This is a genomic window from Proteus faecis (assembly GCF_030286765.1).
Lineage (GTDB): Bacteria > Pseudomonadota > Gammaproteobacteria > Enterobacterales > Enterobacteriaceae > Proteus > Proteus faecis.
This window is the reverse complement of the sequence record NZ_JASVWV010000002.1, coordinates 287,777-302,453: the sequence shown is the minus strand read 5'-3', so window position 1 is coordinate 302,453 and position 14,677 is coordinate 287,777. Positions and strand designations below refer to the sequence as shown.

The following is a 14,677-nucleotide window of genomic DNA, read 5'->3' as shown; positions in this document are numbered from 1 at the left end:
TTCCTCACAGGCCCGCTTTTAAGCTAGCTTCAATAAATTTATCAAGATCACCGTCTAATACTGCTTGTGTATTACGCGTTTCCACACCAGTACGTAAATCTTTAATACGTGAATCATCAAGAACATAAGAACGAATTTGACTACCCCAGCCAATATCGGACTTGTTATCTTCCATTACTTGCTTGTCTGCATTTTTTTTCTGCATTTCTAGCTCGTATAACTTCGCTTTCATCTGCTTCATTGCCTGATCTTTGTTCTTATGCTGAGAGCGATCATTTTGGCATTGAGTGACAAGACCTGTTGGAACGTGAGTAATACGAACCGCAGATTCTGTTTTGTTAACGTGCTGTCCACCCGCACCTGAAGCACGATAAACGTCAATACGTAAATCAGCTGGGTTGATTTCAATATCGATATTGTCATCAACTTCAGGATAAATAAAGGCAGAGCTAAATGAGGTATGGCGACGGCCACCTGAGTCAAATGGACTTTTACGAACTAGGCGATGCACACCTGTTTCTGTTCGTAACCAACCATAAGCGTACTCACCAATAATTTTGATAGTCGCTGATTTTAATCCGGCAACATCACCGTCAGATTCTTCAATAATTTCTGTTTTAAAGCCTCTTGATTCAGCCCAACGTAAATACATACGCATCAGCATACTTGCCCAATCTTGCGCTTCTGTACCACCGGAACCGGCTTGTAAATCAAGATAGCAATCCGCACTGTCATATTCACCAGAGAACATACGACGGAATTCTAATTGCTCAAGTTTTTTATTTAAACCATCTAATTCAGCAATAGCTTCGTTAAATGTTTCTTCGTCATCAGCTTCAACTGCTAATTCAAGTAAACCAGAAACGTCTTCTAGTCCTTGCTCTAACTGATCGATTGTTTCTACGATAGCCTCAAGAGATGAACGCTCTTTGCCTAATGCTTGTGCCCTTTCTGGCTCATTCCATACATCAGGTTGCTCTAATTCAGCGTTAACTTCTTCTAAACGCTCTTTCTTGGCATCATAGTCAAAGATACCCCCTGAGAACATTTGTTCTTTCAGAGACTTCTTCTATTTGGTGTTTTACTGGGTTGATTTCAAACATACTTTTTCATCTTTATGTTGTTTTCAAAAAACAATTGGAATAAATTTTGAACCGCATATTGTAACGGATATATCAGCGGGTTTATAGCATTTATATACAATTGCCTATCAGATAGTTGTTACCATAACAACGTTACTCTTTAGATCACAAAAAATTATCTAATTATTCGAGTTAACAAGGCCAAATGTGTTCAACAAGCAGTTGCGCATTACGTTGCCCCCTAAACTCATTTACATCTAATCGATAAGCCAACTCAACCGTTTTAATACTGTTATCAGGCCAAATATTGATATCAACATTAAATGCAATAGCATCAATCATAAGGTGACTATTTACTGGCTGAAGCATCATTTTTAAATGCTTACTGCCCACAATGCGTTGTTGTAACAGCGTAAACTTACCGTCAAATAAAGGTTCAGGAAAAGCTTGTCCCCAAGGACCCGCTTCTCTTAGCATTTCTGCGATAGGCAATGAAAGTTGATTATCGGTTAGTTCACCATCCGATAAAATAACACCTTGCAACTGTTCATCAGAAACCAATTCTGACATTAAAGATGAAAAATGACGTTGAAATAACAGAAATTTATCTTCTTCAAGTGAAAGACCCGCCGCCATTGCGTGTCCACCAAATTTCACCATCAATCCTGGGTTTAATGTATTTAATCGTTCTAAAGCATCACGAAGATGAACGCCACTAATTGAACGACCAGAGCCTTTTAACAGGCCATCACCACTAGGAGCAAAAGCAATAACAGGACGATGTAATTTTTCTTTAATGCGAGAAGCTAAAATACCTACAACACCTTGGTGCCACTCAGGATGATAAATCGCTAAACCATTAGGTAAATCATGTTGTGTTCCCATAAATTGGCGGAAAATAGTTGAAGCTTCTTCTTGCATACCCGCTTCAATTTCACGCCGAGTTTGATTTAATCCGTCAAGTTCATTAGCAATTTCACGTGCAGAGCCAATATTATCAGTTAAAAGTAAAGCGACGCCCACAGACATATCATCAAGACGACCAGCGGCATTTAAGCGAGGCCCTAAAGAGAAACCTAAGTCACTACTAACCAATTGAGATAGCTCTTTACGAGAAACTTCTGTAAGTGCTTTAATCCCGACACAACAACGACCTGCTCTAATTCGACGTAATCCTTCATAAACAAAAATACGGTTATTTTCATCCAGAGGAACAACATCGGCTACAGTACCTAGCGCAACTAAATCAAGAAAATCGGCCATATTGGGGCGAGTCAAGTTTTGTTGCTCAAACCAACCTTGTTTTTCTAATTCAGCTCTTAATGCCGTCATTAAATAAAAAGTAACCCCAACTCCCGCTAATGCTTTAGATAAAAAAGGACAATCCGAAAGATTAGGGTTAATAATCGCATCAGCAGCAGGTAATGTCTGACCAGGTAAATGGTGATCTGTCACTAGGACTCGAATACCATATTCATGAGCGGTGTCCACACCTTCAAAAGAAGAAATTCCATTATCAACAGTGATAATGAGATCAACCCCTTTTTTAGCAACATCATGAACAACTTGGGGACTTAAACCATAACCATCATCAAAGCGATTAGGAATATGATAGCTAACCTGCTTAAAGCCCATTTGACGTAATGCTTTAATTGCAAGTGCTGTACTCGTTGCACCATCAGCATCAAAATCACCGACAATAACAATACGAGACTGCTCTTTTAACGCCTCAATCAATAATGAGATTGCCGTTTCTATTCCAGTTAATGCGTGATAATGAAGTAAGCCTTTTAACGAGCGTTCTAGTTGAACTTCAGATGTTATCCCACGATTAGCATAAATCTGTCTTAATAAAGGATCTAAGTTATCCGGTAGTTGAGTTTCCTGAGCCTTTCGGCGACGCAATGTCGGTTCAATAGTGACCATAAAACGTAATTACTTCTCTTTTTTATTTAATAGTTCAATAAGGTTTTGGGCTGATATATATCCACCATAAATACTAGCGTTAGGCAACACGATAGCGGGAGTTCCTTGAATGCCCATCATTGTGCCTAATTTAAAATGTTCATTTATATTGATTTTTTTGCAATCATCAATCGCAATAATTTTGTCACCTTTAAATGCACTATCTAATGATTTATTAGGGAAACCACTACACCACACCGCATTCATTTCTTTACTCACAATATTATTGCTAACACCGTTACGAGGGAACGCTAAATAACGTACCGTTACCCCTTGTTTATTCAGCTCTGGGACTTCTTGATGAAGTTTTTGGCAATAAGGACAACTAATATCTGTAAAGATAGTGATCACATGGCGTTCATTACGTGCCTTATAGACAATCATTTCATTTTTAAGTGAATCAACTTTTTTCATAATGACTTGATTAGCAATACTAACAGGCTCACCGCTACTGATATTATAAATAGGCCCTGCGGTCAGATATTTACCATCATCTGTAATATAAAAAATGCCCTTATCTGATAATACCGCATTTAATCCAACAATCGGTGTTGGTTGAATGCTTTCTGCTTTAATCTGCATTTTAGCCAATTGCGCTTCAATAGAAGCATTGTCAGCCAGCACTGGCATTGACACCATACTTAATAATATTGGCAACCAAAATAATTTCTTTTTCATTTGAATTCCTATTTAACGCCGGCTTTTTAGCGACTATCCCCTTGGATGATGTTGCTGATGAAGCGCTTTCAAGCGTTCTGTTGCAACATGGGTATAAATCTGTGTTGTAGAGAGGTCACTGTGCCCCAATAACATCTGTACAACACGCAAGTCTGCTCCATGATTTAAGAGATGTGTCGCAAATGCGTGACGCAACACGTGGGGGGATAGTTTTTCAGTATCGATCCCTGCTATCACGGCATAATGCTTTATCCGATGCCAAAACGTTTGTCGTGTCATTTTTTGTCCTCTTAAGCTAGGAAAAACAATATCATCCGTTTTACCTTGCATTAAAGTAGGTCTTCCATATTGCAGATATTGCTCTAGCCAGTAAATAGCTTCTTCACCTAAAGGAACTAACCGTTCTTTATCGCCCTTACCAATAATACGTAACACACCTTGCCGTAAGCTAATATCAGAAAGAGATAATCCCACTAACTCAGAAACACGAAGTCCACATGCATAAAGAACTTCAAGCATTGCTTTATCACGTAATTCAAGCGGCTCATCAATACAAGGGGCATTGAGTAAATCATCAACTTGCTGCTCACTTAAATCTTTTGGTAAACGTTTAGGAAGCTTAGGCGTTGAAAGTAATGCGCTAGGATCATCTAAACGTAATTTTTCACGATATAAATATTGGAATAAACGACGCATTGTACTGAGTAATCGGGCTGCACTGCTGGCTTTATAACCTTCATCTAAACGCGTCGCGAGAAAAGATTGCAAATCCAAAGTAGTGACTGATAACCAATCTAACTGATGATGAGCAAGCCATTGCCCTAATGCTTGTAAGTCTAAGCGATAAGAGCTAAGCGTATTTGCGGATAAGCCTTGCTCTAACCAAATATTGTCGAGAAATTGTTCAATGATAATATCAGTACCTTCATTGATATGAGTTGTCTTTTTTGTCGATAATTTGGTTTGTGACACAGTCTGACTCTCCCTCTCTTTAGCTTATCGCCTTTACATTATGCCTTATAAAAAAATTTTTCTGGTACAATAGTGACCTTTATTAGCAAAAATATCCTAAAAACATTTATGAAAATTGGTCTATTTTACGGTTCCAGCACCTGTTACACCGAAATGGCAGCAGAAAAAATTCGTGATATTCTCGGTGAAGAGTTCGTTGATCTTCATAATGTTCAAGAGTGTGATATCACGCTTATGGAGCAATATGACATCCTTATTTTAGGTATTCCAACTTGGGATTTTGGTGAGATCCAAGAAGATTGGCTCAATATTTGGGATACATTGCCGACATTAAATTTAAAAAATAAACTTATTGCAATGTATGGAATGGGTGATCAAATTGATTACAGCGAATGGTTTCTTGATGCGCTAGGTATGCTCTATCATCACTTATTACCAAGTGGTGTTAAATTTATTGGCTTCTGGCCTATTGATGGATATGAATTTATCAGCCCAAAACCTTTATCAGATGATGGTAAACATTTTGTTGGTCTTGCATTAGATGACGTTAACCAGTTTGAAGAAACTGATGAACGTTTATCACAATGGTGTATGCAAATTCTACGTGAAATAGAAGAAAACTTATAAATTTAATATCCAGATATTAAATATCTGGATATTGCATTAATAACTGAGAGAAGTTGCGCCACTCATTTTCAGTCATACTATCAAATGCAACCCATAACGTGATTTGCTTTTTATTTAGAATAGAAGTCAATGTTATTCGAGTACCAAAACGGCTGATCCAAGGACGTTTTGTTATTTGCCATTCATGTAGTTTCCATTGAATTCGATTGCCATTGAGTAAAATAAAATCCCCTTTGATACGGCTAATACTCTTTTGTGTAAAATACCAACTACTTATCAGGAAAAGTAACAATGGAACCCAAACATAAATAAAATCAGGTGGCCATGGATACAACAGTAAAGCTATCACAAAGGCAACATAAGCAACCGTTGAGAAGAGTTGAGTGAACCATGATACGGTGAGATGCGATTTCCATAAAATCACGAGTTATATTAACTCCTGCTATAATTCTATATAGATAGTAATAAGTTAAAGATAATAAAAATGAACCTATTTATAATGTAACTTCTTCCTTAATCTTGCAAATAGTTTATCTTATATTTTAGCTTGATTATTTATTGTTAATTTTTCTATTTAATATATGTTAAAAAACATAATTTAATAGCAAATAAGCAATTTCTATTATTGCTTAATCGTTGTTTTAATAAAGTCAGCATACCTGATTTATTAAGTATAAAGTGAAATAGATCGAAAAAAGGCGATTTAAGCAAGCATTTTTAGAGGTAGCGCTCAAAATTAACGCAACTATATTTTTTATTTCAGTAAATTTTAGAGTACCATTAATATTATTAATTTTTTATATAAAAAATAAAAACGCCTTTATTTGGTGAGAAAATAAAAGCGTCATTTTTAATCAATCTTAATTATTATTTAATCTATCGCTGATTTGATAATCTATTTTATTAATATTTATCAACGATCTCCGCCATTCTCGCTTTATTGCGATCTTGAATTAATTTCACCATATAATAGAGCTCATCATCATCAGGGCGTCCATGATTCATTAACCAGTTAAATAAATCAGGATCTGCACACTCTAGTAAACGAACAAAAAGTGCTTTATCGTTATCAGATAGCGTATCGTACTCATTCTCGAAAAAAGGCATGATAGAAATATCTAGCTCACGCATTCCACGACGACATGCCCAGTTAATTCGTGCTTTATTCTCTATATCGATAGTCATACTCTGCTCTTTACATTGTTCAAATCAAGAAATACCACTATTTCTTCCTAGCATTGATGATAGTCTTATCACAAAAATTTTAACATCAAAATGATCACAGTTTGCTGGTTTAGTCTCATAGACAACTTATTGAACACGCTTTCATTTGTTATTTATCAAGTTCATTTTCTGTGCGTTAAAAATAATAATGACTTGCATTGTCTTGTCACTCTTTTACCATAACTGATGTATCTGATTAATTTAATAGCTGGTGACATCATGACTCAAAATTCTACTCAGGCTAAACGCCCTCATGCAGCAATCAATTTGCCATTAACACTGGTTTCTTTAGATGAATGGTCACTGATAACAGCAACAGGTGCTGACAGTGAAAAGTATCTACAAGGTCAACTAACAACGGATATTGCAGCACTTCCAACAACAACACATACATTGGCTGCACACTGTGAAGCAAAAGGTAAAATGTGGAGTACACTTCGCTTATTCCACCAGCAAGAAGGTTTTGCTTATATTCTGCGTAAAAATGTCGCACAAAAACAACTTGCCGAATTAAAAAAATATGCCGTATTTTCAAAAGTAACCCTAGCTGAAAATACAGATAGCGTTTTATTAGGATTAGCAGGGCAAGGTGCAGCGCTTGCATTAGCTGATTACTTTCCAAATATCCCTCGTAAAGCGAACGAAGTCGTTAATCACAATAATACTTATATTCTTCAACTGCCTTTACCTACTGAACGCTTTTTAATCGTAACAGATGAAGAAACAGCAAAAAATCTTGTAGCAACATTAAAAGCAGAAATCAGTAATAGTGAGCAATGGTTAGCTTTAGATATTGAAGCGGGATACCCTATTATTGATACTCCAAATATTGAGCAATTCTTACCTCAAGCAACAAATCTGCAAGCATTGCCACTAAGTATCTGCTTTAAGAAAGGCTGTTATACCGGACAAGAGATGGTATCTCGTGCGAAATTTAGAGGCGCCAATAAACGTGCAATGTATCTGTTATCAGGTGGTGGTACTGAATTACCTGAGATCGGAGGTAGCATTGAATGGCAATTAGGTGAAGATAAATGGCGTAAAACAGGAACAGTATTAAGCGCTGTACGTATGGCTGATAATACTATTTTGGCTGAAGTTGTTATGAATAACGATATGGAATTCGATAGTGTATTTCGAGTTCAAGGCGATAACACCAGTCGTTTATCCATTAAACCACTGCCTTATTCTTTAGAAGAAGAGTAATTCTTATTTATCATAACCAATACGGACTTTTATGACACAATTACCTAAAGGCGCATTTGGCCCCTTCTCTGATACGATTAACTTTATTATGGAGTTAGATAAACTAAAACGTGTTTATCGTAAAAATAATGTATTAGACAATAGCCGTTCCGAAAATACCGCAGAACATAGCTGGCATTTTGCCGTTGCAGCAATGAGTTTTCAGCCCTATGCAGGTGACATTGATATGGGACGAGCTATTCAGTTAGCCCTTGTTCACGATATCGTTGAAATAGATGCTGGCGATGTGATGGTTTATGATGTTGCGGCTCGCGAAGCAATTAAAGAACACGAGCAAAAAGCTGCAAAACGCATTTTCTCTTTATTACCTTCCCCACAAAGTGAATATTTCCTCAATTTATGGCTGGAATATGATGCAGCTGAAACACCAGAGTCTCAGTTTGCCAATATTCTTGATCGCACTATGCCAATGCTGATGAATTTACATAATGAAGGTCAAAGCTGGGTTGAAAATAATATCCGCTTAGAGCAAGTATTAGCACGTAATCTGTTTATTGAAAAACAGTGGCCTGAATTTTGGCAATATCTCTACCCTCAATTATTAGAGGCACAGAAAAAAGGCTGGCTGAAGTAATACATTCAGAATTTTTTAAATAAAAAATACCGATGGCTAACTTAACCATCGGTATTAAATTTAAGAATAATATGGTTATATTAAAACTTATTCATAATCACTAATTGGCGCGCATGAACAATGTAAATGACGGTCGCCATATACATCATCTAAACGTTTAACCGCTGGCCAATATTTATTTTGTTTCGTTGCTTCACTTGGGAATACCGCACATTCACGGCTATAACCATGTGTCCACTCTTGCACTAATTCATATTGTGTATGAGGTGCATTAACTAATGGATTATCATCAATTGGCCATATACCTTTATCTACCTGTGCAATTTCAGCACGAATAGAAAGTAGCGCTTCAATAAAGCGATCAATTTCAACTTTACTTTCAGACTCTGTTGGCTCAATCATTAATGTACCCGCAACAGGGAATGACATGGTTGGAGCGTGAAATCCATAATCAATTAAACGCTTCGCCACATCCATTTCACTGATACCGTAATTCGCTTTTAATGGACGGATATCGATAATACATTCATGTGCGACATAACCATCAGCGCCAGCATAAAGAATGTCATAATCATTTTTCAGACGTTGTGCAATATAGTTCGCATTTAGGATTGCCACTTGGCTTGCTTGTTTAAGCCCTTGTGAGCCCATCATACGAATATACATCCAACTAATAGGGAGTATTGAAGCGCTACCAAATTGAGCGGCAGAAACAGCGCCTTGTGTCGTGACATTTTCCATTTCAACAACAGAATGCCCCGGTACAAATGGTGCTAAGTGTGATTTCACACCAATAGGCCCCATTCCTGGGCCACCACCGCCATGAGGAATACAGAAAGTTTTATGTAAGTTTAAGTGAGAAACATCCGAACCAATAAAGCCCGGTGTCGTGATCCCCACTTGCGCATTCATATTGGCACCATCAAGATAAACTTGTCCGCCGTATTGATGAATGATTTCGCAAACTTCACGAATACCTTCTTCATAAACGCCATGTGTTGATGGATATGTCACCATTACACAAGAGAGTTCTGCTTTATGCTTTTCTGCTTTGGCTTTTAAGTCTGCAATATCAATATTGCCATTATCATCACAACCGACAACCACTACTGTCATACCGGCCATATGAGCAGAAGCTGGGTTAGTACCATGTGCTGAACTAGGGATCAAACAGATATGTCGCGCACCTTCACCACGGCTTTGATGATAACGACGAATAGCTAATAAGCCTGCATATTCACCTTGAGCACCCGAATTTGGTTGCATACACATCGCATCATAACCCGTTAATGCAGCAAGCCAATTCGATAGCTGCCCAATCATCACTTGATAGCCTTTCGCTTGATAGGCTGGGCAGAATGGATGTAGCTCTGTAAACTCAGGCCATGTAATCGGGATCATTTCAGCAGCAGCATTAAGTTTCATCGTACATGATCCTAATGGGATCATCGCTTGATTCAATGCCAAGTCTTTATTTTCCAAACGATGCATATAGCGCATCATTTCTGTTTCACTGTGATACTGATGAAAGTTTTCATGTGTCAGCACAGTGTCTTTACGTTGCATAGATGCAGGTATTGATACTGACGAGGAGGCAACTTGTTTATCAAGTGCATCAAGATCACCAGCGAATGCTTTACCGCTGATAATTTCAACAAGCTTTAACACATCTTCACGCGTTGTAATTTCACTTAGCGTTACCCCTACGGCACCCACAATATCAGTGCGCAAGTTAATTTCAGCGTCTTTTGCACGTTGTAATACAGCCGCTTTATCTGCTGTTTCGACTGTTAATGTATCAAACCAAGTTTTGTGGCGTAATGCCATACCATTTTGTTGTAAACCTGCTGCTAAAATATCCGTTAAACGATGAATACGTTGAGCGATGGTTCTTAACCCTTCTGGCCCATGATAAACCGCATACATCGCCGCGATATTGGCAAGTAACACTTGGGATGTACAAATATTAGAGTTCGCTTTTTCGCGACGAATATGTTGTTCACGTGTTTGCATCGCCATACGTAATGCACGATTACCTGCTGCATCTCGAGACACACCAATAATCCGTCCTGGCATCGCACGTTTATATTCATCACGACAAGCAAAGAATGCTGCATGAGGGCCACCATACCCCATAGGAACACCAAAACGTTGTGCAGAACCTAATACGATATCGGCACCTTGGTGACCCGGAGCTGTGAGCACCACTAGCGCCATTAAATCAGCGGCAACACTAGTAATAATTTTACGCTCTTTTAGTGTTGCTAATAACTTACTGTAGTCATGAACTTCACCCGTTGTGCCGACTTGTTGTAATAGCACACCAAAGACACCTTCAAGCTCTAATACTTTTTCAGCTTTATCAACAACAACATCAAAACCGAAGGTATCTGCGCGAGTTCTGACAACATCTAAGGTTTGTGGGTGAATATCATCAGCGACAAAGAAACGATCCGCATTTTTTAATTTGCTTACACGTTTCGCCATTGCCATTGCTTCGGCTGCGGCCGTTGCTTCATCTAGCAACGATGCAGAGGCGAGATCCATTCCGGTGTAATCAATTGTCACCTGTTGGAAATTTAGTAATGATTCTAGACGACCTTGAGATACTTCTGGCTGATAAGGTGTATAAGCAGTATACCAACCCGGATTTTCTAATAAATTACGCAAAATCACCGGAGGTAATACAGAAGGCGCGTACCCCATTCCAATATAAGAAGTAAAGCGTTTATTTTGGCTGGCGATCGCTTTCAATTCAGCTAAGGCTTCTTGCTCTGTTGCCCCTGCACCCACATTCGGTGGTGTTTCTAATTGAATATTATCTGGAACAATTTTTTGAGTTAATTCATTTAATGAGGAGACGCCAACAGCACTGAGCATCTCTTTAATCTGTTCTGGTGATGAACCAATATGGCGACGAATAAACTCATCGCGATACTCTAACTGATTTAAAGTCTGTGTCATTGCAAGTAATTTCCTGAATTCACTATGAATGGATAGGTAAATAGCACTCGGCTTAAAGCACGTTGAGATAGCATTACGATAACCAGCTAACAAATAAAAACGCCCCGACATTGATTTTGACGGGGCGCTTCGTTTTACTCTTCGCTATCTACCAGTTCTTGATAACCAGCAGCATCAAGTAAGTCATCTAATTCGCTTTCATTATTTGCTTTAATGCGAAATAACCAACCTTCTTCGTAAGGTGCACTGTTCACAAGTTCTGGAGAACCATCTAATTCTTCATTTACGGCGATAATTTCACCTGATAATGGTGCATAAATATCTGATGCAGCTTTTACTGATTCCGCTACCGCACAATCATCACCGACGGTAACTTCTCTACCCACTTCTGGTAGATCAACAAACACCATGTCACCTAATAATTCCTGTGCATGTTCAGTAATACCGATAGTGTATTCACCATTGCCTTCTGAACGGACCCACTCATGAGATTGTGCGTATTTTAATTCACTAGGTATTTGACTCATTGACCTTACTCTCCATTTAAAATAATTATGCGTGTTATACCAATGCTTTACCTGAACGAACAAAGCCAGGCTTTACCACTTCTACTGGCATCTCACGATTACGCATTAATACAATTGCGCTATCTTTTATACCTGCAGGAACTCTTGCTAATGCAATACTAAAGCCTAATGTAGGTGAAAAAGTACCACTAGTAATAATACCTTCTCTTAATTCGCCTAAATCATCAGTGAAGTGTACGGCAGTGCCTGCACGCAACACACCTTTCTCTCGCATAACAAGGCCGACAAGTTTATCTGTGCCTGTTGCGCGTAATTTTTCTAATGCTTCACGACCAATAAATTGACGATCTTCCGGTGCCCATGCAATCGTCCATCCCATATTCGCTTCAAGTGGATTAATAGTTTCATCCATCTCTTGGCTATATAAGTTCATTCCCGCTTCTAAACGTAATGTGTCTCTTGCACCTAATCCTGCGGGTTTGACTCCCACAGCTAATAATTTTTTCCAAAAATCGACAGCTTGCTCTTTTGGCATTGCGATTTCATAGCCGGCTTCACCGGTATAGCCCGTTGTTGCAATAAACAAGTCGCCTAGCTCTACACCATAGAAAGGCTTCATGGCAGAAACAACTTGACGTTGCGCTTCGCTTAATAAGCTTTGTACTTTCTCTTGTGCATGAGGGCCTTGAACAGCAATTAATGCTAAGTCGTCACGAACAGTGATATCAACAACATAATCTGAAGCATGTTGTTCAATCCATGCCAGATCTTTTTCACGAGTAGCGGAGTTCACCACAAGGCGATAGAAAGAATCATCAAAGTAATAGACGATAAGATCATCAATTACACCACCTGATGCATTAAGCATACCAGTATAAAGCGCCTTACCTTTTTCGGTGAGTTTAGCGACATCATTCGCTAACAAATAACGTAGAAAATCTTTAACTTGCGAGCCATGTAAGTCAACAATGGTCATATGAGAAACATCAAACATACCTGCATCACGGCGTACATTGTGATGTTCATCTATTTGAGAGCCATAATGCAGTGGCATCATCCAACCATGAAAATCGACCATACGAGCACCGCAGGCTACGTGCTCATCATACAACGGAGTCTGTTTTGCCATTCTTCCCTCTTTCTACTTTTACTTTAGATTATTCAGAGAACGCAATTTGTTAAATATAAAATTAAACTTGATTTGAAATCATAGTGTTAATCTCAAGACTAAGTTTGTTTTTAAACATTGATTTAACAAATACGAGCAATTAACGTACAACGCAAACGATACCATCCCCTTGAACTTAGCATTGTGAGAAAAAATAAACCATAAGTTAAAATAGGGTATTGTGTCTCTTAATCATAATGTAGACATATGGGTATGCAGAACTAATGATTGCAATTATGCGTATCAGCGCTCATTTTTAGCGAAGAATGACTAAAAAAAAGGAATTAGTGCAAAGAATAGACTGAAAAAATAGATTTTTTTAGTTCTATTTCTTCAGTCAGATATAAATAAAAGTAATGTGAAATTATAGAGGAATTAGATTTTTTCAACTGAAGTGAAATTTTTATCACTTAACCATTCAGGTAAATCAGAAAGTCCCATTGCTTGCTCAAGTAACTTAGGTTTTACCCCCGGTAAACTATCTGCTAACGAAAGACCGATATCTCTAACCAGTTTTTTAACCGGGTTGTTGCCGGCAAAAAGTTCACGAAATCCTTGCATGCTTGCCAACATGACAGCTGCAGCATGTTTACGACGACGCTCAAATCGTCTCAAATAGAGATATTCACCAAAATCTTTACCTTCCGCTTTTAAGCGACGGATCTCACCAATTAACTCAGCAACATCCATAAAACCAAGGTTAACACCCTGTCCTGCTAAAGGATGAATAGTATGAGCAGCATCGCCTAATAGCGCTAAGCGAGGAGCTGCAAATTGACGGGCGTAACGACCTGTTAATGGTATGGTCATGCGATCACTTATTAATTCACATTGGCCTAAACGCATATCAAAGGTCACACCTAATGTGCGCTCAAATAGTTTTTTTTCTGCGTTTTTATAACTTTCAGCGAGATTGTTTGGTAAAGACCAAACAATAGAACAAGTATGAGGATCAGAAAGAGGCAGGAATGCCAAAATACCTTCTCCATGAAAGACTTGGCGCGCAACATTCTCATGAGGTTGTTCAGTACGAATAGTCGCAACTAAAGCATGATGTTCATAATCCCAAAAAGTCAGGGGAATATCTGCATGTTTACGTAGCCATGAATTAGCACCATCAGCTCCGACAACTAATCTTGCTGTCAACATATCACCATCATTAAGGGTAATAAATGCATCATTTTCCCCCCACACCACGCGCTCAATCTGCGTTGATGAATAGAAAGTAATATCACTATGGCTTTCACATTTTTGCCAAAGCACTTCACGAATAAGGTTATTTTCGATAATAGACCCTAAGTGACTGAACCCTTCTTTTTGTGCTGAAAACGCAATACGACCAAAACTATCTTGATCCCAAACTTCCATGCCTTGATAAGGTGCAGTTCGTAATGCTTGTAGACTTTCCCAAACACCTAACTTTTTCAGTAACATTTCACTGGCTGTATTAATAGCAGATACCCGTAATGAAAAATCATCTTGTGGGTGAGAAAGTTTCGTTACAGGGTGATTTTCTATTATCGCTATACGTAATCCACACCCGTGTAATCCACTGGCTAATGCAAGCCCAACCATTCCACCACCAGCAATAACAACATCAAATGATTTCATAATAAAAGTATCCTAAAAA

Annotated in this window: 13 protein-coding genes; 3 read left to right on the top strand and 10 right to left on the bottom strand. The window is 38.3% G+C overall.

Going from position 1 to position 14,677, the window contains the following annotated elements; all coding sequences use genetic code 11:
* Window positions 1-4 precede the first annotated feature (4 nt).
* From prfB to xerD, 4 genes are all read right to left on the bottom strand, one after another.
* A protein-coding gene (prfB, locus tag QSH13_RS05375; RefSeq protein ID WP_109371064.1) for a peptide chain release factor 2 occupies window positions 5-1,103 on the bottom strand; the annotation gives its coding sequence in 2 pieces (ribosomal slippage) (window positions 5-1,027 and window positions 1,029-1,103; 1,098 coding nt in all).
* A 171-nt stretch (window positions 1,104-1,274) separates the two neighbouring features.
* Window positions 1,275-3,008, bottom strand: a complete 1,734-nt coding sequence (gene recJ / locus QSH13_RS05370; protein WP_286038904.1) for a single-stranded-DNA-specific exonuclease RecJ — start codon at window positions 3,006-3,008, stop codon at window positions 1,275-1,277.
* 9 nt (window positions 3,009-3,017) lie between these two features.
* The gene (dsbC, locus tag QSH13_RS05365; protein WP_109396868.1) at window positions 3,018-3,725 is read right to left on the bottom strand and encodes a bifunctional protein-disulfide isomerase/oxidoreductase DsbC; all 708 of its coding nucleotides are present in this window, start codon (window positions 3,723-3,725) and stop codon (window positions 3,018-3,020) included.
* Between the two features lie 33 nt (window positions 3,726-3,758).
* Window positions 3,759-4,697 (bottom strand): site-specific tyrosine recombinase XerD, encoded by a 939-nt coding sequence (gene xerD / locus QSH13_RS05360; RefSeq protein ID WP_109396869.1) that lies wholly within the window; start codon window positions 4,695-4,697, stop codon window positions 3,759-3,761.
* 108 nt (window positions 4,698-4,805) lie between these two features.
* Between xerD and fldB the strand changes: the two genes are divergently transcribed.
* Window positions 4,806-5,324, top strand: coding sequence for a flavodoxin FldB (gene fldB, locus QSH13_RS05355; RefSeq protein ID WP_109396982.1), 519 nt, complete (start codon window positions 4,806-4,808; stop codon window positions 5,322-5,324).
* A 16-nt stretch (window positions 5,325-5,340) separates the two neighbouring features.
* Here fldB and QSH13_RS05350 read toward each other — a convergent pair whose 3' ends face one another.
* Both QSH13_RS05350 and sdhE read right to left on the bottom strand, forming a co-directional pair.
* The gene (locus QSH13_RS05350; protein ID WP_109396870.1) at window positions 5,341-5,748 is read right to left on the bottom strand and encodes a protein YgfX; all 408 of its coding nucleotides are present in this window, start codon (window positions 5,746-5,748) and stop codon (window positions 5,341-5,343) included.
* Between the two features lie 479 nt (window positions 5,749-6,227).
* Entirely contained in the window at window positions 6,228-6,503 is a 276-nt protein-coding gene (gene sdhE / locus QSH13_RS05345) for an FAD assembly factor SdhE (RefSeq protein WP_072063493.1), read from the bottom strand.
* Window positions 6,504-6,767: 264 nt separating this feature from the next.
* Between sdhE and ygfZ the strand changes: the two genes are divergently transcribed.
* Window positions 6,768-7,754, top strand: coding sequence for a tRNA-modifying protein YgfZ (ygfZ, locus tag QSH13_RS05340; RefSeq protein ID WP_286038903.1), 987 nt, complete (start codon window positions 6,768-6,770; stop codon window positions 7,752-7,754).
* A gap of 31 nt (window positions 7,755-7,785) precedes the next feature.
* On the top strand, window positions 7,786-8,388 hold the full coding sequence (locus QSH13_RS05335) for an HD domain-containing protein (RefSeq protein WP_099074840.1): 603 nt from the start codon (window positions 7,786-7,788) through the stop codon (window positions 8,386-8,388).
* An 87-nt stretch (window positions 8,389-8,475) separates the two neighbouring features.
* Here QSH13_RS05335 and gcvP read toward each other — a convergent pair whose 3' ends face one another.
* From gcvP to ubiI, 4 genes are all read right to left on the bottom strand, one after another.
* On the bottom strand, window positions 8,476-11,352 hold the full coding sequence (gcvP, locus tag QSH13_RS05330) for an aminomethyl-transferring glycine dehydrogenase (protein ID WP_109406635.1): 2,877 nt from the start codon (window positions 11,350-11,352) through the stop codon (window positions 8,476-8,478).
* A 134-nt stretch (window positions 11,353-11,486) separates the two neighbouring features.
* Window positions 11,487-11,879, bottom strand: coding sequence for a glycine cleavage system protein GcvH (gene gcvH / locus QSH13_RS05325; protein ID WP_109396873.1), 393 nt, complete (start codon window positions 11,877-11,879; stop codon window positions 11,487-11,489).
* Between the two features lie 34 nt (window positions 11,880-11,913).
* Window positions 11,914-13,008 (bottom strand): glycine cleavage system aminomethyltransferase GcvT, encoded by a 1,095-nt coding sequence (gene gcvT, locus QSH13_RS05320; protein ID WP_109391894.1) that lies wholly within the window; start codon window positions 13,006-13,008, stop codon window positions 11,914-11,916.
* A gap of 414 nt (window positions 13,009-13,422) precedes the next feature.
* Window positions 13,423-14,658, bottom strand: a complete 1,236-nt coding sequence (ubiI, locus tag QSH13_RS05315) for an FAD-dependent 2-octaprenylphenol hydroxylase (RefSeq protein ID WP_109396875.1) — start codon at window positions 14,656-14,658, stop codon at window positions 13,423-13,425.
* Between the last annotated feature and the right edge of the window lie 19 nt (window positions 14,659-14,677).

Bases quoted from the DNA above. Each gene is read 5' to 3' on its own strand.
- recJ (WP_286038904.1), bottom strand. From the start codon at position 3,008: ATGGTCACTATTGAACCGACATTGCGTCGCCGAAAGGCTCAGGAAACT.
- dsbC (WP_109396868.1), bottom strand. From the start codon at position 3,725: ATGAAAAAGAAATTATTTTGGTTGCCAATATTATTAAGTATGGTGTCA.
- fldB (WP_109396982.1), top strand. From the start codon at position 4,806: ATGAAAATTGGTCTATTTTACGGTTCCAGCACCTGTTACACCGAAATG.
- ygfZ (WP_286038903.1), top strand. From the start codon at position 6,768: ATGACTCAAAATTCTACTCAGGCTAAACGCCCTCATGCAGCAATCAAT.
- QSH13_RS05335 (WP_099074840.1), top strand. From the start codon at position 7,786: ATGACACAATTACCTAAAGGCGCATTTGGCCCCTTCTCTGATACGATT.
- gcvP (WP_109406635.1), bottom strand. From the start codon at position 11,352: ATGACACAGACTTTAAATCAGTTAGAGTATCGCGATGAGTTTATTCGT.
- gcvH (WP_109396873.1), bottom strand. From the start codon at position 11,879: ATGAGTCAAATACCTAGTGAATTAAAATACGCACAATCTCATGAGTGG.
- gcvT (WP_109391894.1), bottom strand. From the start codon at position 13,008: ATGGCAAAACAGACTCCGTTGTATGATGAGCACGTAGCCTGCGGTGCT.
- ubiI (WP_109396875.1), bottom strand. From the start codon at position 14,658: ATGAAATCATTTGATGTTGTTATTGCTGGTGGTGGAATGGTTGGGCTT.